The sequence below is a fragment of the Mariprofundus aestuarium genome (genome assembly GCF_002795805.1).
GTDB lineage: Bacteria > Pseudomonadota > Zetaproteobacteria > Mariprofundales > Mariprofundaceae > Mariprofundus > Mariprofundus aestuarium.
In genome coordinates, this window is sequence record NZ_CP018799.1 from 311,139 (window position 1) to 330,443 (window position 19,305).

Sequence of the window (19,305 nt, forward strand, 5' to 3'; positions counted from 1 at the left end):
CATAAAAAAGAAAGTACAGGTTGGCGTCTTAAAGCCGATGGGGAAATGATGACTGTAGAAACAATCATGAGCAAAAGCCTTGTCATTGTCGATGTGTATGACTCGCTGAGAAAGGTTAAAAGAATTTTCGATAGTTCCGGATTCCATCATTTGCTCGTAGTCGAATCTGGCAGGTTGTTTGGGGTGATCTCAGACAGGGATCTCCTGAAGGCTTTGAGCCCAACCGTTGGCACTGTTTCTGAAACAGCCAGTGACGAAACAACACTGAATAAAAGAGCGCATCTAATCATGACAAGGAACCCTGTTACTTTAGGGCCAGGCGCACGGATCTATGATGCGATTGAAATTTTCAACAGCCACGATATTTCCTGTATACCTGTAGTCGATGACGAACATAAACCCGTTGGAATTATTAGCTGGCGAGACATATTGAAATCACTTTAGCCAAAAAACATTATTGAAAAAATAGGAGCGTGTAGCTGGCAGTGGAAATTGTGGCTACGCTTATTGTGAGGATAAAAAAAATCCCGTAATAACAATGCCGCCCAGTTTTATCCGAAAGGGGAGATCCTTTATGCTTCCAATCCAATCTATGTGAGTGTCCGACGAGAGCAGCTATTCAGGGTCCGGTTGATTTAACCGGCAAGCGTTATTAACTGGTTGCATTTGACTCTGGAGTTGCGAAGTCTTGGCGGATGAAATGTTTTGATGTTTTTAATGGTGATGCCGACGGCATCTGTGCGCTGCACCAGCTAAGGCTGGCTGAACCACTGGAGAGTGAGCTTGTTACCGGCGTGAAGCGCGATATATCGCTGCTTAAGCGGGTTGCCGCGGAGGATGGGGGCCGGGTGACCGTGCTCGATATCTCGCTGGATAAAAATCGCGACGACCTGCAGCGACTGCTTAATGGCGGTGTGTCCGTGCAGTACTTCGACCACCATTTTGCCGGCGATATTCCTGAATCGGCGAACCTAGATGTGCATATCGATATGTCTGCCGACACCTGCACCAGCCTGCTGGTGAATGGTTACCTTCAAGGGGCACATCTGCCGTGGGCCGTCACAGCAGCATTTGGAGATAATCTTTTTGATGCTGCGCGCAAGGCCGCTGTTCCCCTTAACCTCTCCGAGAAGCAGCTTTCACAACTTGAGCAGCTTGGCACCCTGATCAACTATAACGGTTACGGGGTGACACCGGACGATCTCCACTTTGCTCCCGATGCTCTGTATCGGGCGATTAGCGCTTTTGCGGATCCGTTTGCCTTTGTTGCTGAATCTGTGGCATTTGCAAAACTCGAAGCCGGTTTTGATTCAGATATAACTCAGGCGAGGGAGCTTCCTGTCGTGTTTGAGAATGAATCTGTTCAGGTGGTTCTGCTGCCCGATGCTCCCTGGGCGCGCCGCGTATCAGGTGTCTATGGCAATGAATTGGCGCGCAGTGCACCGAATCGAGCCCATGCGCTGCTGACTGAGCTGCCCGGCGGCGACTTCAGAATCAGCGTGCGTGCACCGTTAAGCAATAAAACCGGAGCCGATGAACTTTGCATGATGTTCCCCACCGGTGGTGGCAGGAAGGCGGCAGCGGGTATCAATGCGCTGCCAGCTGATATGTACGATGCATTTATCGACGCATTCAGGGGGATGTATGAGCAGTGATGGCAATGTGATCGCGGGCATTCACGCCGTAAAACATGCGCTCGACGCAGGTGACTCCATTGATGAGTTGATGATTGAGAGGGGCAAATCGCATCCGCGCCTGAATGAGTTGATTCACCTGGCCAAGAAAAAAGGTCTGCGGGTCAATTTTATGCAGAAAGATGCATTGGCCCGTCTTGCTGACGGTGTTCCGCATCAGGGCGTTGTTGCACGTATGGCAGTCGCTGGAGCAAAGAAGGCGCTCTCCTTTGAACAGTGGCTTGAAACAGTGGATATGAGTACAAAGCCCCTGCTGTTGCTTCTCGATCAGGTGACCGATCCCCATAACCTGGGAGCCTGTGTGCGTACGGCCGAAGCGGCGGGATGTGTCGGGGTGATTGTGCCCAAGGATCATGCCGCAGATCTGCACTCGCCGGTGGTGAGTAAGGCAGCTTGCGGAGCACTGGCGCGATTGCCGCTGTTGCAGGTGACCAACCTGAAACGGACGATGGAGAAGCTGCAGCACTCCGGTTTCTGGGTTGTGGGGTTGGCGGGCGAGGCCGATGCTTCGATCTATGAGGCGGGACTGAATGGTGCGACTGCAGTGGTGATGGGTTCGGAAGGTAAGGGTATGCGCAGGCTGGTGCGCGAGGGTTGTGATCAGTTGATCAGTATCCCGATGCCGGGACATGTGGAGTCACTGAATGTATCAGTGGCAACTGGCGTCGCGCTGTTTGAGATCAACAGGCAACGCAATGGCGGTTAGGCGGGCGCTGCCTCAGGCAGCGGCTTTTTTGGACTCTTCCTGTGTGATGCGGATGAATTTCTGGCCGCAGTACTGGCACTGACCGCTTCCCTGTTTCAGGCTGATGTATATCAGAGGGTGCTGTCCGTTATCCGAACATGAAACAATCTCTTCTGTGGATTTGATAACGACACTACTCATTGGGACCCCTCTCATTGCACCAAAAAAAGCGCGGCGAATAGTGGTGATATAAAGGGAAAATGTCAAATTTTTACCATTAGAAAATATAAGTGGAGACTGTTATGGGTGCGAAAGACCTTGTGTTGATTGAGGGTTTGGAGATACGGACCGTCATTGGAATTTACGATTGGGAGCGGGAGATCAGGCAGACTGTACGCCTTGATCTGGAGATGGCGTGGGATATCTCCAAGGCAGCCGCATCGGATGATATCCACGATGCGCTGGATTATAAATCGGTATCCAAGCGGCTAATTTCGTTTGTTGAGGCTTCCAGCTTCGGCCTGATCGAGAGGCTGGCAGAGCAGTGCGCGCAGATCCTGATGCAGGAGTTTGGAGTCTCGTGGTTGCGACTGAAGATGTCCAAGCCGGGCGCTGTACGCGGCACCGAGAATGTGGCTGTAGTGATCGAACGGGGGAGTGCTGCCTGATGAGTGAAGTGCTGATCGGCATGGGCTCAAATATTAACCCTGAATTCCACCTGCAAAAGGCGGCAGCAGCACTGCGTTGTGAGTTTGACGCGGTCTGCTTTTCATCGGTCTACCGTTCGGAAGCGGTGGGTATGCAGGGGGCCGACTTTCTCAATGCCTGCTGCAGGTTTGAGAGCGAACTCTCACCAGACCGCATCAAGGCTCGCCTGAAAGAGCTGGAGGATGCGCAGGGGCGTGATCGCTCCGAAGGGTCATGGAAGTCGCGGACACTGGATCTCGATGTGCTGATGTATGATGGTGAGGTTCTCGATGATGAGCTTTACCGCTACGCCCACGCCTATGTGCCAGCGGCCGAGCTGGTGGCAGTCAAATCGCCCGGGGATATGACGGGTTCAGTAACCTTAATGGAATTGCGCTTGTAAATAAGGGCAGTGGTTTTACACTTCCACCTCCAATGAGCCGCTCCCTTGATGATTAATGCACGTGCGGCTCACTCACAGGGGAAATAGAAGAGATGTTGATCGCGGTTCCAGCCGAAACCCAGGCCCATGAAAAACGCGTTGCTGCCACGCCGGAAACTGTAGGTAAATTTATTGCCGCAGGTTGCAAGGTTGTCGTCGAGCGCGGAGCGGGCCACGAAGCCCGATTTACCGATGCCGCTTACGAGAAGGCCGGTGCCCGTCTTGCGGAAAGCTTCCGGGACACCTGTGGCGATGCTGACCTGATACTTAAGGTGCGCGCCCTTTCCGGCGTGGAATTGAATGATGTCAGCAGTGGTACAGCCGTTGCCAGCCTTGTCTCTCCGTTTACCAATCCGTTATTGCAGGATTATGCCAAGGCCGGGCTGGCCTGTTTTGCCATGGAGATGGTGCCGCGTATTTCACGCGCCCAGAGTATGGATGTGCTCTCCTCTCAGGCCAACATTGCCGGGTATAAAGCGGTGCTGCTGGCAATGGAGCATTATGGCCGTTTTATGCCGATGCTGATGACTGCTGCGGGCACCGTTCAGCCTGCCAAGGTATTGATTCTCGGCGCCGGTGTGGCCGGGCTGCAGGCGATTGCCACGGCTCGCCGCATGGGTGCAACCGTTGAAGTGTTCGATGTGCGTGCTGCTGCCAAGGAGCAGGTGGAGAGTCTTGGTGCGAAGTTTGTAGAGGTGGAGTCCGAACAGGATGCTGAGGATGCAGGTGGTTACGCCAAAGAGATGGATGATGATTACAAGCGCCGCCAGTCCGAACTTGTTGCCAAGCATGTTGCTAAATCCGATATTATTATTACCACCGCACTGATTCCGGGCAGGCCTGCTCCGGTGCTGATCACGGAAGAGATGGTTAAGTCGATGAAGCCGGGTTCGGTGATTGTTGATCTGGCCGTTGAGATGGGTGGGAACTGCCCGCTTTCTGAGATGGATCAGGTGGTCGAGAAGTACGGCGTGATGCTGGTTGGGGTGGGTAATATCCCGGCGCTGATGGCAACCGATGCGAGCCAGCTTTATGCCCGCAACCTGTATAATTTCATTGCTCCGATGCTGGAAGCTGAAACCGGCAAGCTTCAGATTAATCTGGATGATGAGGTGATCGAAGCGTCGCTGATCTGCCAAGGTGGTGAGCTTCTCAAGTCGCAGCTGCTTGGCGCGGAGGTGAAGTGATGGATGTAGTGAATAGTTCCATGCAGCAGGCTGCACAGGTTACAGCCGATTCGGCTGCTGACCCGTTTATCCTCTCGTTTACTGTTTTTGTGCTGGCGATCATTGTCGGTTACCACGTGGTGTGGAATGTGACGCCTGCGCTGCATACGCCGTTGATGAGTGTGACCAATGCGATCTCCAGTATTGTGATTGTCGGTGCGCTGCTGGCAGCGGGGCCGCTGGAGATGAATCTCGCAACCGTTCTCGGCCTCATTGCAGTTGGTCTTGCTTCAGTCAATATTTTTGGTGGATTCATGGTGACCCAGCGTATGCTGGCGATGTTCAAGAAGCGCAAGTAGGGGATAACAATGCTTTCATCTAATATGGTAGCGCTGGCCTATCTCATCGCATCGGTACTGATTATTTTTGCATTGAAGGGGCTGGCCAGCCCGGTCTCTGCACGTCGAGGCAACACCTTCGGCATGCTTGGCATGGGTATTGCCGCTCTTGTCACGCTGCAGCTGGATTCTGTGCAGAACTACGCCTGGATTGTCGCGGCTATCGCTGTGGGTGGTCTGATCGGCGGTGTTACTGCGCGCAAGGTTCCGATGACCCACATGCCTCAGACTGTGGCATTCATGCATTCGCTGGTCGGTTTGGCGGCCGTGTTGATTGCTGTTTCCGCTCTCTATGACCCGGTGGCCTACGGTATTGCCGGTAGCCATGGCGGCCTGCATGTGGCCAGTCGCATTGAGCTGTTTCTCGGCACCTTCATCGGTGCGATCACCTTCACAGCCTCACTGATCGCCTTCGGCAAGCTGCAGGGGATACTCTCGGGGCGGCCGCTTGTCTTTGCGGCCCAGCATCCGCTTAATCTCGTTCTTGGTCTGGGTATGATCGCGGCGGGTATTCTCTTCTGTGTGAACGGGGCCTGGCTGCCGTTCCTGATTATGCTGGCAATAGCCCTTGTCCTAGGTGTTTTGTTGATTGTGCCGATTGGTGGCGCTGATATGCCGGTGATTGTATCCATGCTCAACAGTTATTCGGGCTGGGCAGCGGCGGGTATCGGTTTTACGCTGGGTAACAATATGCTGATCATTGCCGGTGCGCTGGTTGGCTCATCCGGTGCGATCCTCTCTTATATCATGTGCAAGGCGATGAACCGCTCGCTGTTCAATGTTCTGCTGGGTGGTTTTGGTGGCGAGGCGGCGACTGCGGTGGCTGGTGGCGCTACAGCGGTTGAGCGTCCGGTGCATAGCGGTGCAGCCGAGGATGCTGCGTTCCTGATCGGCAATGCCCGTTCGGTGGTGATTATTCCGGGTTATGGCCTTGCGGTGGCGCGTGCCCAGCATGCCTTGAAGGAGATGGTTGAGCTTCTTCTAAAGCAGGGTGTGGATGTGAAGTTCGCCATTCATCCTGTGGCGGGGCGCATGCCGGGCCATATGAATGTTCTGCTGGCTGAGGCAGATGTGCCTTATGATATTGTTTTTGAAATGGATGAGATCAATTCGGAGTTTTCCGACACCGATGTGGCACTGGTGATTGGAGCTAATGACGTCGTGAATCCTGCGGCCAAAACAGACCCGGCCAGTCCGATCTACGGCATGCCGATTCTTGAGGCGGCTAAAGCGGAGCATGTGATCGTGGTGAAGCGCTCAATGGCTGTCGGTTATGCAGGGCTTGATAATGATCTGTTCTATATGGATAGAACCATGATGCTCTTTGCTGATGCCAAGAAGGCGTGTGAGGCGATCACTCAGGCGCTTGACTGAGGTTGAGGTGCAACTGAGTCGTTTTAACTCATACCAGAAAGATTGATGGCGACTCTGCTCTGGTGGTCTTCAAGACACTCTATTAATATATAGTAGCAAGTTTTAGTTTTTACGGTTTTTGCCTGTGCGTCATGCCGGTGATCATTCGCAATAAATGCCAAATGTGCCGCAGCTGTTTTTTTGGCGATGAAAGCGGTTGACAGCTAAGTTGACCGACACTAAGGTTCGCGACCCTTCGCTAGGGCTGTGCTTTTATTCGGCCATTTAGTGAAGTGAAAGTTTGAGAAGAGGTAACAATGCCAACGATTAATCAGTTGATTCGCAAAGAGCGAGTAGACAAACGAAAGATCAACAAGGTCCCAGCTCTGCAGGCTTGCCCGCAGCGTCGTGGTGTTTGCACCCGTGTTTATACCACTACCCCGAAGAAGCCGAACTCGGCACTTCGTAAGGTTGCACGTGTACGTCTGACCAATGGTATGGAAGTAACTGCGTACATCCCTGGTGAGGGTCATAAGCTTCAGGAGCATTCGGTTGTTCTGATTCGCGGCGGCCGTGTAAAGGATTTGCCGGGTGTTCGTTACCATGTTCTTCGTGGTGTTTTGGATACAACAGGTGTTGAGGGTCGTAAGCAGGCTCGTTCTAAGTACGGCGCGAAGCGTCCGAAGTAATTGCGGAAAGATTGAGGAGTTTGAATAATGCCACGTAAAGGCCCTGCCCCACGCCGTCCGGTAACACCTGACGCGAAGTATGGTGATACAACAGTTTCCAACGTTGTAAACAAAGTGATGCTGGACGGTAAGAAGACCGTAGCAGAAGCGATTGTTTATGACGCAATGGATATTGCATCCCAGAAGACCGGCAAAGATCCACTGACATCACTGTTGGAAGCGATCGAAGCTATTAGGCCTTCAGTAGAAGTGAAATCCCGCCGTGTTGGTGGCGCAACCTACCAGGTGCCGATCGAAGTTTCTGATCGTCGCCAGCACTCGCTGGCTGTGCGCTGGCTGGTTGAGTTCTCACGCAAGCGTTCCGAGCACACCATGGCTGATCGCTTGGGTAATGAGATTGCTGATTCCCTCGCTGACCGCGGTGGAGCATGGAAGAAGCGCGATGAGACCCATCGTATGGCTGAAGCTAACAAGGCTTTCTCTCACTTCCGCTGGTAAGTGCTTTGGCAGCCTGAGGGTTGCCGTTTAAACCGGATCTTGACAGGTCCACTACAGGAGAGGGTTGCCTCTCTGTTGGAGCCAGGTGAAGCCTGGTCTCCGAGAACAGTTTGTTCTTTGAATTTGATGGTAAAGGAGTGGCGACGTGGCTCGTAAGACCCCACTAGAACGTGTACGCAACATCGGCATTATGGCTCATATTGACGCTGGTAAAACTACCGCGACTGAGCGTATTCTTTTCTACACCGGTGTAAGTCATAAAATTGGTGAAGTGCATGACGGCGCTGCTACCATGGACTGGATGGCGCAGGAGCAGGAACGCGGCATCACCATTACCTCCGCTGCAACAACTTGTAGCTGGAAAGACCATCAGATCAATATCATTGATACCCCTGGACATGTGGATTTCACCATTGAAGTAGAGCGCTCCCTGCGCGTGCTTGATGGCGCTGTCGGCGTGTTCTGTGCGGTTGGTGGCGTTCAGCCACAGTCAGAGACTGTTTGGCGTCAGGCTGACAAATATAAGGTTCCTCGTGTTGCATTCGTAAATAAGATGGACCGTACCGGTGCGGATTTCTTCAATGTGATTGAAGAGATTCGTGATCGTCTGGGCCATAACGCTGTTGCTCTGAATATTCCGATTGGTGCTGAAGAAAATTTCCAGGGTGTGATTGACTTGGTGTCCATGAAGGCGATTGTCTGGAAAGATGAAGCCATGGGCGCGATGTACGAGGTCCAGGATATTCCTGAGGAGCTGCTTGAGGTTGCTGAAGAGCGTCGTGAGCTGTTGCTGGATGCGGTTCTTGTTAACGATGAAGAGCTGATGATGGCTTATCTTGAAGGTGAAGCGGTTGACGAAGCAGCGCTGAAAGAGTGCATTCGTAAATCTGTGCTGGATATCTCCGTGATTCCTGTTCTGGCTGGTACTGCATTCAAGAACAAGGGTATTCAGACGCTACTGGACGCTGTAGTTGAGTACATGCCTGCCCCGATTGACGTTCCTGCCATTGGTGGTGTCCACCCTGACACTGATGAGCCTGATACCCGTCCATCTTCCGATGACCAACCGTTTGCGGCGCTTGCATTCAAGGTGATGACCGACCCGTTTGTAGGTACGCTGACATTCTTCCGCGTCTACTCTGGTGTTGCTGAGGCTGGTTCTTATGTGATCAACTCCACCAAAGGCAAAAAGAAAGAGCGTCTGGGTCGTATTCTGCAGATGCATGCCAATGAGCGTTCCGAGATCAAGGAAGTTCGTGCTGGCGATATCGCTGCTGCGGTAGGTCTGAAGTCCACCACTACTGGTGACACACTCTGCGAGGCTGAGCATCCAATTATTCTGGAGCGCATGGAGTTCCCTGAGCCGGTGATCTCGGTTGCTATTGAGCCGAAGACCAAGGCTGACCAGGAGAAGATGGGTGTTGCGCTGGGTCGTCTGGCTGCTGAGGATCCATCTTTCCGCGTTCGCACTGATGAAGAAACCGGTCAGACCATCATCTCAGGCATGGGCGAACTGCATCTTGAGATTCTTGTGGACCGTATGAAGCGTGAATTCGGCGTGGATGCAAATGTTGGTAAGCCACAGGTTGCATACCGTGAAACCATCCGTGCCAAGACCAAGGCTGAAGGTAAGTTTGTACGTCAGTCCGGTGGTCGTGGTCAGTATGGTCACTGCTGGCTTGAGATTGAACCGAATGAAGTTGGCGCTGGTTTCGAATTCATTGATAAAATCTCCGGTGGTTCTATTCCTCGTGAATACATCCCGGCTGTTGGTAAGGGTGCTGAAGAGGCCATGCAGAATGGTGTTCTGGCCGGTTACCCAATGGTGGACATCAAGGTTACTGTTGTTGACGGTTCCTACCATGACGTCGACTCCAATGAGATGGCGTTCAAGGTTGCAGGTTCCATGGGCTTCCGTGCCGGTTGTGCACAGGCCAAACCGGTAATCCTTGAGCCTATGATGGATGTTGAAGTTGTAACGCCTGAAGATTATATGGGTGATATCGTTGGCGATCTGAATCGTCGTCGTGGTCGCGTATTGGGCATGGAGGCTCGCGGTAACGGTAAGGTTATCGAGGCTGAGGTTCCCCTCTCCGAGATGTTCGGTTATTCAACCAACGTTCGCTCGATGTCTCAGGGTCGTGCGACCTACACAATGACATTTAAACATTACGAAGAAGTTCCAAACAATATTGCGCAAGAAATCATTGCCGCTGTTAAAGGTTAAGGAGTAGATCATGGCAAAGGAAAAGTTTGAACGTAACAAGCCGCATGTAAACATTGGTACCATTGGTCACGTCGACCATGGCAAGACCACGTTGACCGCTGCGATCACTAAGGTTCTGTCCCTGACAGGCGGCGCAGTCTTTAAAGACTACGGCGATATTGATGGTGCACCTGAAGAGCGCGAGCGCGGTATTACTATTGCGACAGCTCACGTTGAGTATGAGACAGAAGCTCGTCACTACGCTCACGTTGATTGCCCAGGCCATGCCGACTACGTTAAAAACATGATCACTGGTGCTGCACAGATGGACGGCGGTATTCTGGTTGTATCAGCTGCAGACGGCCCAATGCCACAGACTCGTGAGCACGTACTGCTTGCCCGTCAGGTAAACGTACCTCACCTGGTAGTCTACCTGAACAAGGCAGACATGGTTGATGACGAAGAGCTGCTTGAGCTGGTAGAGATGGAAGTTCGCGAGCTTCTGGACTCTTACGACTTCCCGGGTGACGACACTCCAATCATCATCGGTTCTGCGCTGAAAGCACTTGAAGGTGACACCTCTGAGATCGGTGCTCCATCTATCCTGCGTCTGATGGCTGCAGTGGATGAGTACATTCCTACACCTGCACGTGATGTAGACAAGCCATTCCTGATGCCTGTTGAGGATGTATTCTCAATCTCAGGTCGCGGTACTGTTGCTACTGGTCGTATTGAGGCTGGTATCATTAAGGTTGGCGAAGAGATCGAGATCGTTGGTATTAAAGACACCGTTAAGACTACTTGTACTGGTGTTGAAATGTTCCGCAAGCTTCTGGATTCCGGCGAAGCTGGCGACAACGTAGGTCTTCTTCTTCGTGGCGTTAAGCGTGAAGACATCGAGCGTGGTCAGGTTCTGGCCAAGCCAGGTTCAATCACTCCACACACCACATTCAAGGCTGAAGCTTATATCCTGAACAAGGAAGAGGGTGGTCGTCACACGCCATTCTTCAACGGCTACCGTCCACAGTTCTACTTCCGTACAACTGACGTGACTGGTTCTGTTACCTTGCCTGAAGGAACTGAGATGGTAATGCCTGGCGATAACATCTCTATGGATGTTGAGCTGATCACACCAATCGCAATGGATAAAGAACTCCGCTTCGCAATTCGCGAAGGCGGTCGTACGGTCGGCGCTGGCGTCGTTACCGACATCACTAAGTAATAGGGGGCCGTACGTGGCAACACAAAGTATTCGTATTCGTCTGAAAGCCTTTGATCACCGTATTCTTGATAAGAGTGCGGCAGACATCGTGGCTACAGCAAAACGTACCGGTGCAGAAGTACGTGGTCCGATTCCAATTCCGACCAAGATTCGCAAATTTTGCGTGATCAAATCTCCGCACAAGTACAAAGATTCTCGTGAGCAGTTCGAGATTCGTACACACAAGCGCATGCTTGATATTGATAAGCCAACTCCACAGACCGTGGATGCGCTGATGAAACTTGATCTCCCATCCGGTGTGGATGTTGAGATCAAACTTTAATTCGGGAGGATAACCATGAGTATTGGATTGATCGCCCGGAAAGCGGGCATGACACAGATCTTTGCAGAAGATGGTTCTGCAATTCCTGTGACTGTTTTGAATGTTGAACCTTGCAAGGTTGTTGCGCGCCGTACTGCGGACCGTGATGGTTATGATGCGGTTCAGGTTGGCTTTGGTTCTGCCAAGCGCAACACCACCCGTCCTGTTCAGGGTCACTACGCCAAGCAGGGCCAGGAAGTTGCTGGCGGACTGAAAGAGTTCCGCGTTGCTGCTGATGCCGAGTGTGAATTGGGTCAGGAGTTGAATGCAACTCAGTTTGAAGTCGGTCAGAAGATCGACGTCTCCGGCACCTCTAAGGGCCGCGGTTTTGCCGGTGTTATGAAGCGTTATAACTTTGCTGGTGGCCGTGCAACCCATGGTGCTGAAAAAGTACATCGTCAGATGGGCTCTACCGGTCAGTGTCAGTGGCCAGGTCGTGTATTCCCGGGCAAGAAGATGCCTGGTCATTACGGCAATGAGCGTATAACAACTCAGAATCTTGAAGTCATTCGAGTGGATGCAGATTCCAATCGCATTCTGGTTAGGGGTGCTGTTCCCGGTTCGCGTAACGGACTGGTTGAACTGCGTCCAGCCGTGAAGGGAGCGTAAGATGGCGAAGATCACCATCGTAGATCAGAACAATAAAGAAGTTAGCAAGCGTGAGCTGAATCCGGCCGTTTTCGGTCTTGAGTCAGACGCAGGCTTCGTACACCGTGTTTATGCATCACTTGCATCAGCACAGCGTGGCGGAACAAGCGCAACTAAAACCGTAGCGAATGTTTCCGGTGGCGGTAAGAAGCCATTCAAGCAGAAGGGTACTGGTCGTGCCCGTCAGGGTACTACCCGTGCTGCACAGATGCGTCATGGCGGAACTGCACATGGTCCGAATGCAGATACCACATTTGATTCACGCATCAACAGGAAAGAGCGTCGCCGTGCAATGTGCCTGGTTCTCTCCGACTGTCTGCGTGAAGGCAAGCTGACTGTAGTCAATAAGCTTGAGCTCGAAGCGCCGAAAACCAAGTCGTTTGTTGAAGTGCTGGGTGCGCTTGAAACTACATCCGGTTTGTTTGTGCTTGATTCAGCCAACAGCAATGTAGAGCTCTCCGGTCGTAATATCCCACACACCAAAGTGGTTCTCGATGGTCAGATGACTATCCACGACCTGCTTAAGTGTGAGCGTGTAATCCTGACCGAAGCTGCTGTAGATAAACTCGAGGAGCGTCTGTCATGAGTGCAAACATCAATCATTTCGACATCCTGCGTCAGCCTGTTATCACTGAGAAGAGCTACTCAGGTACCGGCGCAGCCAATCAGTACACTTTCCGTGTTGCCCGTAGTGCGACCAAATCACAGGTCAAGGCCGCTGTAGAGGCTGTCTTCGAAGTGAAGGTTGATAAAGTTCAGGTTATTAATATGCCTAGCAAGCCAAAGCGTCGCGGTGCTCATACAGGCGCCCGCTCAGGCTACCGCAAGGCTGTGATCCGTCTGGCTGAGGGACACACTCTGGAAGTGGCGGAAGAGGTATAAACAATGGCATTGAAGGCATTGAAACCAACAACAAATGGTAACCGTGGACGCATCGGCGTAGTAAACGAGGGTCTGCACAAGGGCGCTCCGGAGAAAAGCCTGGTTGTCGGCCTGACTAAATCAGGTGGCCGCAACAATAACGGACGCATTACCAGCTTCCATCGTGGTGGCGGACACAAGCGCCTTTACCGTATGGTCGATTTCAAGCGTGACAATTACGGCGTTGGCGGTACAGTTGCGCGCGTTGAATATGATCCTAACCGCACAGCGCATATCGCACTGGTAGTTTTCAGTAACGGCGACAAGCGTTATATCCTCGCGCCACAGGGCCTGCGTCCGGGTGATGAAGTGATGAGCGGTCCTGATGCAGAGATTCGTCCTGGCAATGCTTTGCCACTGAGCAATATCCGCGTCGGTACTCAGGTACACAACGTAGAGATGAAGCCTCAGAAGGGCGGCCAGATTGCTCGTAGTGCTGGTTCATCAGTTCAGTTGATGGGTAAAGAAGGTACTAAGGCCATTCTGAAGATGCCATCCGGCGAGTTCCGTCGTGTGGATATCCGCTGCATGGCAAGCATTGGTGTAATGGGTAATGGTGATCACTCCAACCGTAAGGTAGGCAAGGCGGGTCGCACTCGCTGGCTGGGTATTCGTCCAAACGTTCGTGGTGTTGTAATGAACCCGATCGATCACCCGCATGGTGGTGGTGAAGGCCGTACATCCGGTGGTCGTCATCCGGTAACCCCGTGGGGCGTACCAACCAAGGGTCACAAGACCCGTGCAAAGAACAAGGCGTCGAACCGTGATATTATTCGCCGCCGTAACCAGAAGTGAGGTAAGACATGGCACGCTCATTAAAGAAAGGTCCATACATTGAGGCCTCCCTTCAGAAGAAGGTTGATGCTGCTCAGGCTTCTGAGAAGAAGGGTGTGATCAAAACATGGTCCCGTCGTTCGACCATTGCACCGGATTTTGTAGGCATGAACTTTGCCGTGCATAACGGTAACAAGTTTATCCCAGTGTTTGTGACTGAAAACATGGTTGGGCACAAGTTGGGTGAGTTTTCACCAACACGTACCTACTGGGGTCACGGCGCTGATAAAAAGGCTAGGAAGAGGTAATAGGCATGTCTGAGCAAGTTCGTGCGTTGCACAAAAACAGCAAGATCAGCTCCCAGAAAGCCGGTCTGATGGCTGATGCTATCCGAGGTCTGGATGTGGCTCGTGCCCTGGCTGTTTTGGCCCTGTCGCCAAAGAAGTCAGCCCGTCTGTATGAGAAGGTACTGAAGTCCGCCATTGCTAATGCTGAGCAGAATAATGGTCTGGATGTGGATCGACTGTTTGTATCAGAGGCGAAAGCCGATGCAGGCATGACGCTGAAGCGTTTCCGTCCGAAAGGAATGGGCCGTATGCGTAAACGTTTCCACCGCCACAGTCACTTGACCGTGTCTGTTAGTGAACGCGGTTAAGGGGAGAAGTCATGGGACAGAAAGTAAATCCAATTGGATTCCGTGTTGGAACGACTCGTAACTGGGAGTCAATCTGGTACGCCAATGACAAGAATTTTGGTAATAACCTTCGCGAAGACATCAAGCTGCGTCGTCATGTGAAAGCACGACTGAAGCATGCAGGTGTTTCCCGTATTATCATTGAGCGTCCGGCTGACAAGATCAAGGTTACCGTTCATACCTCCCGCCCTGGTGTGGTGATTGGTAAGAAGGGTTCTGAGATTGACGCTGTTCGTAAAGAGCTGGTTCAGAAGTTCGGCCAGGAAGTTCAGGTGTTCATCGTAGAAGTACGTCGCCCTGAAGCTGAAGCACAGCTGGTAGCTGAGAATATTGCATTCCAGCTTGAGCGTCGTGTGGCATTCCGTCGTGCGATGAAACGTGCGGTGCAGAGTGCTATGCGCATGGGCGCAAAAGGTGTTCGCATTAACTGTGCCGGTCGTCTGGGTGGTGCTGAAATCGCACGTACCGAGTGGTATCGCGAAGGCCGTGTGCCGTTGCATACCCTGCGCGCTGATGTTGATTATGGTTTTGCTGAAGCTCATACCACCTACGGTGTAGTTGGCGTGAAGGTCTGGGTATTCCATGGTATTAAGCTCAGCGGCATTGACGCTGACAACGCATAAAGATTGAGTTGAAGAGGATTAGTAACGATGTTGCAACCTAAGAAAATTCGCTGGCGCAAGCACCATAAAGAGCTGCAGCGCATCCGCGGTAAAAGCCCGCGTGGCGCAAGCCTGAACTTTGGCCAGTATGGTCTGAAAGCGATGGAACCTGGTCGTATTACCGCTCGTCAGATTGAAGCGGCGCGTATTACCATTAACCGTCACGTTAAACGTCAGGGTCGCGTATGGATCCGTATCTTCCCGGATCTGCCTGTTTCCAAGAAACCTGCAGAAGTTCGAATGGGTAAAGGTAAGGGGTCTCCGGAGTTTTGGGTGGCCGCTGTCAAGGCTGGCCGTATCCTGTACGAAATGGATGGTACCGACGAAGAGTTGGCTCGCGGTGCGCTTGAGCGCGCAGCTGCTAAACTTCCAATCCGTACTAAGATTGTCGTGCGTGGAGTAGGACGATGAGTGATATTAAGAAAGCAAAAGATCTGCGCGGCATGAAAGAGGCCGAACTGAAAGAGCGCATGGATGAGCTGGCTGCAGAGCACATGAAGCTGCGTTTCCAGAAGGCCACGATGCAGCTGAACAACACCGCTCGCATTGGTCAGGTACGCCGCGAAATCGCACGCATCAAGACCGTTCTTGCTGAGCGCGGCTAAGGGGTTATAGAGAGATGTCCGAGGCAACAACAAACAAGCGCACCCTGGAAGGGGTAGTAGTAAGTAACAAAGGCGAGAAAACCGTAGTTGTGCAGGTTGAGCGTAAGTTCATTCATCCGCGCTACCGTAAGACGGTTCGTTCGCACAAGAAGTATATGGCACATGACGCTGAAAACACCTGCAACATTGGTGATACTGTTCGTATCATTGAATCCGCACCGATCTCCCGCCGCAAGCGCTGGACGATGGAAGCGGTTCTGACACGTGCAGAGCAGCTCTAAGCGGAGGATTTGCAATGATTCAGACTGAAACCGTACTGCAGGTTGCAGATAACTCAGGCGCCAAGCGCGTAAAGTGCATCAAGGTTCTGGGTGGCTCCAAGCGTCGCTACGCCAGTGTTGGCGATGTGATTGTCGTGGCTGTAAAAGAGGCTATGCCTGGTGGTAAAGTGAAAAAGGGTGAGGTTCAGCGCGCTGTAGTTGTGCGTACTGCCAAAGAGTTCCGTCGTACCGACGGCAGCTCCATCCGTTTCGATGAGAATGCGGCAGTTCTGCTCTCCAAGCAGAATGAACCTATGGGCACCCGTATTTTTGGCCCTGTGACTCGCGAACTGCGTGCCAAGGGTTATATGAAGATTGTTTCCCTTGCACCAGAAGTACTGTAAGCGGATAGAGAGGCGATAGAATAATGACAACGTTGGTTAAAACCCGAATCCGCAGAGATGATGAAGTGGTTGTAATCGCCGGTCGCGACAAAGGTACGCGTGCCAAGGTGATTCGTGTGATGCCACAAGACGGCAATGTGCTGGTTGCCAAGGTGAATATGATTAAACGTCATACCCGCCAGAGCCAGGCTAGTGCCGGTGGTATTATCGAGAAAGAAGCGCCTATGGCGATCTCGAATGTGCAGTATTACTGCTCCAAATGTGAATCTGGTGTCCGTCTCGGTTCAAAGCAGCTGGAAGACGGCCGCAAAGTCCGCACTTGTCGCAAATGCGGCGAAGTGCTGGATAAGTAGGAGTTACGACAATGGCTCGTTTGAAGGAATTTTATAAAGAGAAGGTTGTGCCTGCGCTCAAGGAAGAGTTCGGCTATAGCAACCCGATGCAGATCCCCGGCCTCACCAAGATTGTGGTGAATATGGGTGTGGGTGAAGCTTCGCAGAACTCCAAAGAGATTGAAGGCGCACTGTCTGATATGACCGCAATTACTGGCCAGAAGCCAGTAACTACCCGTGCTCGCAAGTCAATTGCGAACTTCAAGTTGCGTGATGGTATGGTTGTAGGTTGCCGTGTGACGCTTCGTGGTGAGCAGATGTGGGAGTTCCTGGATCGTCTGATCAATATCACTCTGCCGCGTATTCGCGACTTTAAGGGTGTTTCACCGAAATCATTCGATGGCCGCGGTAACTTCACGCTTGGTTTGAAAGAGCAGATTATCTTCCCTGAAATCGAATATGACCGGGTAGATAAAATTCGCGGTATGGATATTACCATCTGCACAACTGCGAATACGAATGATGAGGGACGTGCCCTGCTGAAACAGTTCAGCATGCCGTTCCGCACTTAAGAGGGTTAGCTCATGGCTTCAACGAGAATGATTGTCAAATGCAATCGTAAACCAAAATTTAAAGTTCGCGCTTATACGCGCTGCCAGCTGTGCGGTCGTCCGCATTCGGTTTACCGTAAGCTGGGCATCTGCCGTATCTGCCTGCGTAAGCATGCCCTTGCCGGAGAAATTCCTGGCATGGTTAAGTCGAGCTGGTAAGGGGTATAGAACTATGATGATGGACCGTATTGCCGACATGCTGACGCGTATTCGTAACGCGCAGACGGCTGGAATTGAAAAAATTGAGATGCCTGCCAGTAACGCTCTTCTCGCTATTGCTGAGCTGCTTAAGGATGAGGGCTATATCACTGCTGTGAAAGCCTACAACCACAAGGGCCACCGTTTCCTGCGCCTGACCCTGCGCTACGATGACGAAGGTGCGCCAATCATTCGCGAGATTAAGCGCGTATCTAAATCTGGCCGCCGTGTTTATGTCGGCGCTGATGAGATTCCGCGTGTGAAGTCCGGTTATGGTGTTGCTGTTGTGAGCACCTCCCAGGGCATTATGACTGATAAGAAAGCTCGCGCTGCACGTGTTGGCGGCGAAGTTATCTGTACGGTCTTTTGAGGTAAGTTATGTCACGTGTTGGTAAAGAACCTATTACTATCCCTGCCGGTGTTGAAGTACGTCTGAGTGACGATTCAGTTACCGTTAAGGGCGCCAAAGGTGAGCTCAGCTCACCACTGTTCGCAGATATCACTGTCGAGCAGGATGGCAATACACTCACTGTAAGCTGTGCAGATCTTGATACTAAAAAGACCAAGTCTTTTTATGGCCTGGCTCGCATGCTGATTGCAAACAACATCACTGGTGTTACCACTGGTTTTGAGAAGAAGCTTGAACTGCGTGGCGTTGGTTATCGTGCTCAGGCTCAGGGTAGTACCCTGAACCTTTCATTGGGTTTCTCTCATCCGGTTGTGTATGCACTTCCTGATGGCGTAGCTGCAGCAGTTGAGGGTAGCATCATTACTGTTTCCGGTATCGACAAGCAGCAGGTCGGACAGGTTGCAGCAGAGATTCGTGCTTACCGTCCGCCAGAGCCATACAAGGGCAAGGGTGTACGCTACGTTGGTGAATATGTACCGATGAAAGAAGGCAAGAAGGCTTAAGGGCGACAGGTTAGGAGATAAGAGATGTCTGTTAAACGTTATGAATCCAATGGCGCTGTGCGCCGTGCTCGCAAGGTTCGCGCTCGCGTTAAGGCCGGTGGCCGCCTTCGTTTGAGTATTTTCCGTTCCGCCCGCCATGTGTATGCGCAGGTGATCGATGACGCTAATGGTACAACATTGGCGGCTGCATCCAGCCTCGAAGCTGGCGTAAAAGCTGGTGGCAACAGGACTGGTGCAGAAGAAGTAGGTAAATTGATTGCCGAGCGCGCTGTTAAAGCGGGTATCTCAGAGGTTGCTTTCGATCGCGGCAGCTTCTCATACCACGGCCGCGTAAAGGCACTGGCAGAAGGCGCCCGTGCTGGCGGACTGAAGTTCTAGGAGATTATAGAAGATGATCAATGTAGACGAATTAGAACTGAATGAGAAACTGATTACTATCAACCGTATCGCGAAGACCACATCTGGTGGCCGTCGCATGAGCTTCTCAGCTCTGATGGTTGTTGGTGATGGCAACGGACACGTCGGTTATGGACATGCTAAAGCTAAAGAGGTTCCAGAAGCGATCCGCAAGGCAACTGACATTGCCAAGAAGTCGGTGATTTTTGTACCTCGCAAAGAAGGCACCATCCACTACAAAGTGATTGGTATCCAGGATGCGAGCCGCGTTATGCTCAAGCCTGCTTCTGAAGGTACTGGCGTAATCGCTGGTTCCTCTGTGCGTGCGGTTCTTGAAGCTGTTGGCATTAAAGATGTTCTGACCAAATCACTCGGCTCCCGTAATGCGCTGAATACTGTTAGCGCCACCTTTAATGGATTGAAAGAGCTGGAAAGCCCTGAGCAGATTGCCGCACGACGTGGCAAGTCCGCTTAATCGGATTAGGAG

General features: G+C 52.0%; 32 protein-coding genes. 31 read left to right on the plus strand and 1 reads right to left on the minus strand.

Annotation, left to right across the window (positions count from 1 at the left end):
- Window positions 1–48: 48 nt before the first annotated feature.
- The 3 genes from Ga0123461_RS01570 (at window position 49) to rlmB (ending at window position 2,400) form a co-directional block, all read left to right on the plus strand.
- On the plus strand, window positions 49–444 hold the full coding sequence (locus tag Ga0123461_RS01570) for a CBS domain-containing protein (RefSeq protein WP_100278627.1): 396 nt from the start codon (window positions 49–51) through the stop codon (window positions 442–444).
- A 251-nt stretch (window positions 445–695) separates the two neighbouring features.
- On the plus strand, window positions 696–1,655 hold the full coding sequence (locus Ga0123461_RS01575) for an acetyltransferase (protein ID WP_100276740.1): 960 nt from the start codon (window positions 696–698) through the stop codon (window positions 1,653–1,655).
- Entirely contained in the window at window positions 1,645–2,400 is a 756-nt protein-coding gene (gene rlmB / locus Ga0123461_RS01580; protein ID WP_100276741.1) for a 23S rRNA (guanosine(2251)-2'-O)-methyltransferase RlmB, read from the plus strand. The genes Ga0123461_RS01575 and rlmB overlap by 11 nt, the downstream gene beginning before the upstream one ends.
- 12 nt (window positions 2,401–2,412) lie before the next feature.
- Here rlmB and Ga0123461_RS01585 read toward each other — a convergent pair whose 3' ends face one another.
- The gene (locus tag Ga0123461_RS01585; RefSeq protein ID WP_100276742.1) at window positions 2,413–2,580 is read right to left on the minus strand and encodes a zinc-finger domain-containing protein; all 168 of its coding nucleotides are present in this window, start codon (window positions 2,578–2,580) and stop codon (window positions 2,413–2,415) included.
- A 101-nt stretch (window positions 2,581–2,681) separates the two neighbouring features.
- On the opposite strand from Ga0123461_RS01585, the gene folB reads away from it, so the two are divergent.
- The 28 genes from folB to rpsE all read left to right on the plus strand — a co-directional run bounded on the left by folB (window position 2,682) and on the right by rpsE (window position 19,293).
- Window positions 2,682–3,047: a dihydroneopterin aldolase gene (gene folB, locus Ga0123461_RS01590; protein WP_198507089.1), complete on the plus strand. Its 366-nt coding sequence runs from the start codon at window positions 2,682–2,684 to the stop codon at window positions 3,045–3,047.
- Window positions 3,047–3,469 carry a 2-amino-4-hydroxy-6-hydroxymethyldihydropteridine diphosphokinase gene (gene folK, locus Ga0123461_RS01595; RefSeq protein ID WP_100276743.1) on the plus strand — a complete coding sequence of 141 codons (423 nt, stop codon included), beginning with the start codon at window positions 3,047–3,049 and terminating at the stop codon, window positions 3,467–3,469. Before folB ends, folK begins: the two co-directional genes overlap by 1 nt.
- 92 nt (window positions 3,470–3,561) lie before the next feature.
- A complete protein-coding gene (locus tag Ga0123461_RS01600; RefSeq protein ID WP_100276744.1) occupies window positions 3,562–4,695 on the plus strand; it encodes a Re/Si-specific NAD(P)(+) transhydrogenase subunit alpha in 1,134 nt (377 codons plus the stop codon).
- Window positions 4,695–5,033 carry an NAD(P) transhydrogenase subunit alpha part 2 gene (locus tag Ga0123461_RS01605; protein WP_100276745.1) on the plus strand — a complete coding sequence of 113 codons (339 nt, stop codon included), beginning with the start codon at window positions 4,695–4,697 and terminating at the stop codon, window positions 5,031–5,033. The genes Ga0123461_RS01600 and Ga0123461_RS01605 overlap by 1 nt, the downstream gene beginning before the upstream one ends.
- A 9-nt stretch (window positions 5,034–5,042) precedes the next feature.
- The gene (locus tag Ga0123461_RS01610; protein WP_100276746.1) at window positions 5,043–6,446 is read left to right on the plus strand and encodes an NAD(P)(+) transhydrogenase (Re/Si-specific) subunit beta; all 1,404 of its coding nucleotides are present in this window, start codon (window positions 5,043–5,045) and stop codon (window positions 6,444–6,446) included.
- A gap of 296 nt (window positions 6,447–6,742) precedes the next feature.
- Window positions 6,743–7,114, plus strand: a complete 372-nt coding sequence (gene rpsL / locus Ga0123461_RS01615; RefSeq protein ID WP_100276747.1) for a 30S ribosomal protein S12 — start codon at window positions 6,743–6,745, stop codon at window positions 7,112–7,114.
- A gap of 27 nt (window positions 7,115–7,141) precedes the next feature.
- On the plus strand, window positions 7,142–7,612 hold the full coding sequence (rpsG, locus tag Ga0123461_RS01620; RefSeq protein WP_100276748.1) for a 30S ribosomal protein S7: 471 nt from the start codon (window positions 7,142–7,144) through the stop codon (window positions 7,610–7,612).
- Between the two features lie 145 nt (window positions 7,613–7,757).
- On the plus strand, window positions 7,758–9,839 hold the full coding sequence (fusA, locus tag Ga0123461_RS01625) for an elongation factor G (RefSeq protein ID WP_100276749.1): 2,082 nt from the start codon (window positions 7,758–7,760) through the stop codon (window positions 9,837–9,839).
- 10 nt (window positions 9,840–9,849) lie between these two features.
- Window positions 9,850–11,040 carry an elongation factor Tu gene (gene tuf, locus Ga0123461_RS01630; protein WP_100276750.1) on the plus strand — a complete coding sequence of 397 codons (1,191 nt, stop codon included), beginning with the start codon at window positions 9,850–9,852 and terminating at the stop codon, window positions 11,038–11,040.
- 13 nt (window positions 11,041–11,053) lie between these two features.
- Complete coding sequence (rpsJ, locus tag Ga0123461_RS01635; RefSeq protein ID WP_100266087.1) at window positions 11,054–11,362, plus strand: 30S ribosomal protein S10; 309 nt, start codon at window positions 11,054–11,056, stop codon at window positions 11,360–11,362.
- 15 nt (window positions 11,363–11,377) lie between these two features.
- Window positions 11,378–12,010 carry a 50S ribosomal protein L3 gene (gene rplC, locus Ga0123461_RS01640; protein ID WP_100276751.1) on the plus strand — a complete coding sequence of 211 codons (633 nt, stop codon included), beginning with the start codon at window positions 11,378–11,380 and terminating at the stop codon, window positions 12,008–12,010.
- Window position 12,011: 1 nt separating this feature from the next.
- Window positions 12,012–12,635: a 50S ribosomal protein L4 gene (rplD, locus tag Ga0123461_RS01645; protein WP_100276752.1), complete on the plus strand. Its 624-nt coding sequence runs from the start codon at window positions 12,012–12,014 to the stop codon at window positions 12,633–12,635.
- Entirely contained in the window at window positions 12,632–12,931 is a 300-nt protein-coding gene (rplW, locus tag Ga0123461_RS01650) for a 50S ribosomal protein L23 (protein ID WP_100276753.1), read from the plus strand. The genes rplD and rplW overlap by 4 nt, the downstream gene beginning before the upstream one ends.
- Before the next feature lie 3 nt (window positions 12,932–12,934).
- Complete coding sequence (gene rplB, locus Ga0123461_RS01655; protein ID WP_100276754.1) at window positions 12,935–13,765, plus strand: 50S ribosomal protein L2; 831 nt, start codon at window positions 12,935–12,937, stop codon at window positions 13,763–13,765.
- A gap of 8 nt (window positions 13,766–13,773) precedes the next feature.
- Window positions 13,774–14,052: a 30S ribosomal protein S19 gene (gene rpsS / locus Ga0123461_RS01660; protein WP_100276755.1), complete on the plus strand. Its 279-nt coding sequence runs from the start codon at window positions 13,774–13,776 to the stop codon at window positions 14,050–14,052.
- Window positions 14,053–14,057: 5 nt separating this feature from the next.
- Window positions 14,058–14,399, plus strand: a complete 342-nt coding sequence (gene rplV / locus Ga0123461_RS01665) for a 50S ribosomal protein L22 (protein ID WP_100276756.1) — start codon at window positions 14,058–14,060, stop codon at window positions 14,397–14,399.
- An 11-nt stretch (window positions 14,400–14,410) separates the two neighbouring features.
- The gene (gene rpsC / locus Ga0123461_RS01670) at window positions 14,411–15,061 is read left to right on the plus strand and encodes a 30S ribosomal protein S3 (RefSeq protein WP_100276757.1); all 651 of its coding nucleotides are present in this window, start codon (window positions 14,411–14,413) and stop codon (window positions 15,059–15,061) included.
- Window positions 15,062–15,088: 27 nt separating this feature from the next.
- Window positions 15,089–15,511 (plus strand): 50S ribosomal protein L16, encoded by a 423-nt coding sequence (gene rplP, locus Ga0123461_RS01675; protein WP_100276758.1) that lies wholly within the window; start codon window positions 15,089–15,091, stop codon window positions 15,509–15,511.
- A complete protein-coding gene (gene rpmC / locus Ga0123461_RS01680) occupies window positions 15,508–15,705 on the plus strand; it encodes a 50S ribosomal protein L29 (RefSeq protein WP_100276759.1) in 198 nt (65 codons plus the stop codon). Before rplP ends, rpmC begins: the two co-directional genes overlap by 4 nt.
- 14 nt (window positions 15,706–15,719) lie before the next feature.
- Window positions 15,720–15,986: a 30S ribosomal protein S17 gene (rpsQ, locus tag Ga0123461_RS01685; protein WP_100276760.1), complete on the plus strand. Its 267-nt coding sequence runs from the start codon at window positions 15,720–15,722 to the stop codon at window positions 15,984–15,986.
- A gap of 14 nt (window positions 15,987–16,000) precedes the next feature.
- Window positions 16,001–16,369 carry a 50S ribosomal protein L14 gene (rplN, locus tag Ga0123461_RS01690; protein WP_100276761.1) on the plus strand — a complete coding sequence of 123 codons (369 nt, stop codon included), beginning with the start codon at window positions 16,001–16,003 and terminating at the stop codon, window positions 16,367–16,369.
- Between the two features lie 23 nt (window positions 16,370–16,392).
- Window positions 16,393–16,722: a 50S ribosomal protein L24 gene (gene rplX / locus Ga0123461_RS01695; RefSeq protein ID WP_100276762.1), complete on the plus strand. Its 330-nt coding sequence runs from the start codon at window positions 16,393–16,395 to the stop codon at window positions 16,720–16,722.
- An 11-nt stretch (window positions 16,723–16,733) separates the two neighbouring features.
- Complete coding sequence (gene rplE / locus Ga0123461_RS01700) at window positions 16,734–17,273, plus strand: 50S ribosomal protein L5 (protein WP_100276763.1); 540 nt, start codon at window positions 16,734–16,736, stop codon at window positions 17,271–17,273.
- A gap of 12 nt (window positions 17,274–17,285) precedes the next feature.
- Entirely contained in the window at window positions 17,286–17,471 is a 186-nt protein-coding gene (locus tag Ga0123461_RS01705; RefSeq protein ID WP_100276764.1) for a type Z 30S ribosomal protein S14, read from the plus strand.
- Window positions 17,472–17,484: 13 nt separating this feature from the next.
- Window positions 17,485–17,880, plus strand: a complete 396-nt coding sequence (gene rpsH, locus Ga0123461_RS01710; RefSeq protein ID WP_100276765.1) for a 30S ribosomal protein S8 — start codon at window positions 17,485–17,487, stop codon at window positions 17,878–17,880.
- An 8-nt stretch (window positions 17,881–17,888) separates the two neighbouring features.
- Window positions 17,889–18,422 (plus strand): 50S ribosomal protein L6, encoded by a 534-nt coding sequence (gene rplF / locus Ga0123461_RS01715; protein ID WP_100276766.1) that lies wholly within the window; start codon window positions 17,889–17,891, stop codon window positions 18,420–18,422.
- 24 nt (window positions 18,423–18,446) lie between these two features.
- The gene (rplR, locus tag Ga0123461_RS01720; protein ID WP_100276767.1) at window positions 18,447–18,800 is read left to right on the plus strand and encodes a 50S ribosomal protein L18; all 354 of its coding nucleotides are present in this window, start codon (window positions 18,447–18,449) and stop codon (window positions 18,798–18,800) included.
- A gap of 13 nt (window positions 18,801–18,813) precedes the next feature.
- Complete coding sequence (rpsE, locus tag Ga0123461_RS01725) at window positions 18,814–19,293, plus strand: 30S ribosomal protein S5 (RefSeq protein ID WP_100276768.1); 480 nt, start codon at window positions 18,814–18,816, stop codon at window positions 19,291–19,293.
- The last annotated feature ends 12 nt before the right edge of the window (window positions 19,294–19,305 follow it).

Coding starts and splice junctions, on each gene's coding strand:
- Ga0123461_RS01570 (WP_100278627.1), top strand. CDS start 49: ATGACTGTAGAAACAATCATGAGCAAAAGCCTTGTCATTGTCGATGTG.
- Ga0123461_RS01575 (WP_100276740.1), top strand. CDS start 696: ATGAAATGTTTTGATGTTTTTAATGGTGATGCCGACGGCATCTGTGCG.
- rlmB (WP_100276741.1), top strand. CDS start 1,645: ATGAGCAGTGATGGCAATGTGATCGCGGGCATTCACGCCGTAAAACAT.
- Ga0123461_RS01585 (WP_100276742.1), bottom strand. CDS start 2,580: ATGAGTAGTGTCGTTATCAAATCCACAGAAGAGATTGTTTCATGTTCG.
- folB (WP_198507089.1), top strand. CDS start 2,682: ATGGGTGCGAAAGACCTTGTGTTGATTGAGGGTTTGGAGATACGGACC.
- folK (WP_100276743.1), top strand. CDS start 3,047: ATGAGTGAAGTGCTGATCGGCATGGGCTCAAATATTAACCCTGAATTC.
- Ga0123461_RS01600 (WP_100276744.1), top strand. CDS start 3,562: ATGTTGATCGCGGTTCCAGCCGAAACCCAGGCCCATGAAAAACGCGTT.
- Ga0123461_RS01605 (WP_100276745.1), top strand. CDS start 4,695: ATGGATGTAGTGAATAGTTCCATGCAGCAGGCTGCACAGGTTACAGCC.
- Ga0123461_RS01610 (WP_100276746.1), top strand. CDS start 5,043: ATGCTTTCATCTAATATGGTAGCGCTGGCCTATCTCATCGCATCGGTA.
- rpsL (WP_100276747.1), top strand. CDS start 6,743: ATGCCAACGATTAATCAGTTGATTCGCAAAGAGCGAGTAGACAAACGA.
- rpsG (WP_100276748.1), top strand. CDS start 7,142: ATGCCACGTAAAGGCCCTGCCCCACGCCGTCCGGTAACACCTGACGCG.
- tuf (WP_100276750.1), top strand. CDS start 9,850: ATGGCAAAGGAAAAGTTTGAACGTAACAAGCCGCATGTAAACATTGGT.
- rplC (WP_100276751.1), top strand. CDS start 11,378: ATGAGTATTGGATTGATCGCCCGGAAAGCGGGCATGACACAGATCTTT.
- rplD (WP_100276752.1), top strand. CDS start 12,012: ATGGCGAAGATCACCATCGTAGATCAGAACAATAAAGAAGTTAGCAAG.
- rplW (WP_100276753.1), top strand. CDS start 12,632: ATGAGTGCAAACATCAATCATTTCGACATCCTGCGTCAGCCTGTTATC.
- rplB (WP_100276754.1), top strand. CDS start 12,935: ATGGCATTGAAGGCATTGAAACCAACAACAAATGGTAACCGTGGACGC.
- rpsS (WP_100276755.1), top strand. CDS start 13,774: ATGGCACGCTCATTAAAGAAAGGTCCATACATTGAGGCCTCCCTTCAG.
- rplV (WP_100276756.1), top strand. CDS start 14,058: ATGTCTGAGCAAGTTCGTGCGTTGCACAAAAACAGCAAGATCAGCTCC.
- rpsC (WP_100276757.1), top strand. CDS start 14,411: ATGGGACAGAAAGTAAATCCAATTGGATTCCGTGTTGGAACGACTCGT.
- rplP (WP_100276758.1), top strand. CDS start 15,089: ATGTTGCAACCTAAGAAAATTCGCTGGCGCAAGCACCATAAAGAGCTG.
- rpmC (WP_100276759.1), top strand. CDS start 15,508: ATGAGTGATATTAAGAAAGCAAAAGATCTGCGCGGCATGAAAGAGGCC.
- rpsQ (WP_100276760.1), top strand. CDS start 15,720: ATGTCCGAGGCAACAACAAACAAGCGCACCCTGGAAGGGGTAGTAGTA.
- rplN (WP_100276761.1), top strand. CDS start 16,001: ATGATTCAGACTGAAACCGTACTGCAGGTTGCAGATAACTCAGGCGCC.
- rplX (WP_100276762.1), top strand. CDS start 16,393: ATGACAACGTTGGTTAAAACCCGAATCCGCAGAGATGATGAAGTGGTT.
- rplE (WP_100276763.1), top strand. CDS start 16,734: ATGGCTCGTTTGAAGGAATTTTATAAAGAGAAGGTTGTGCCTGCGCTC.
- Ga0123461_RS01705 (WP_100276764.1), top strand. CDS start 17,286: ATGGCTTCAACGAGAATGATTGTCAAATGCAATCGTAAACCAAAATTT.
- rpsH (WP_100276765.1), top strand. CDS start 17,485: ATGATGATGGACCGTATTGCCGACATGCTGACGCGTATTCGTAACGCG.
- rplF (WP_100276766.1), top strand. CDS start 17,889: ATGTCACGTGTTGGTAAAGAACCTATTACTATCCCTGCCGGTGTTGAA.
- rplR (WP_100276767.1), top strand. CDS start 18,447: ATGTCTGTTAAACGTTATGAATCCAATGGCGCTGTGCGCCGTGCTCGC.
- rpsE (WP_100276768.1), top strand. CDS start 18,814: ATGATCAATGTAGACGAATTAGAACTGAATGAGAAACTGATTACTATC.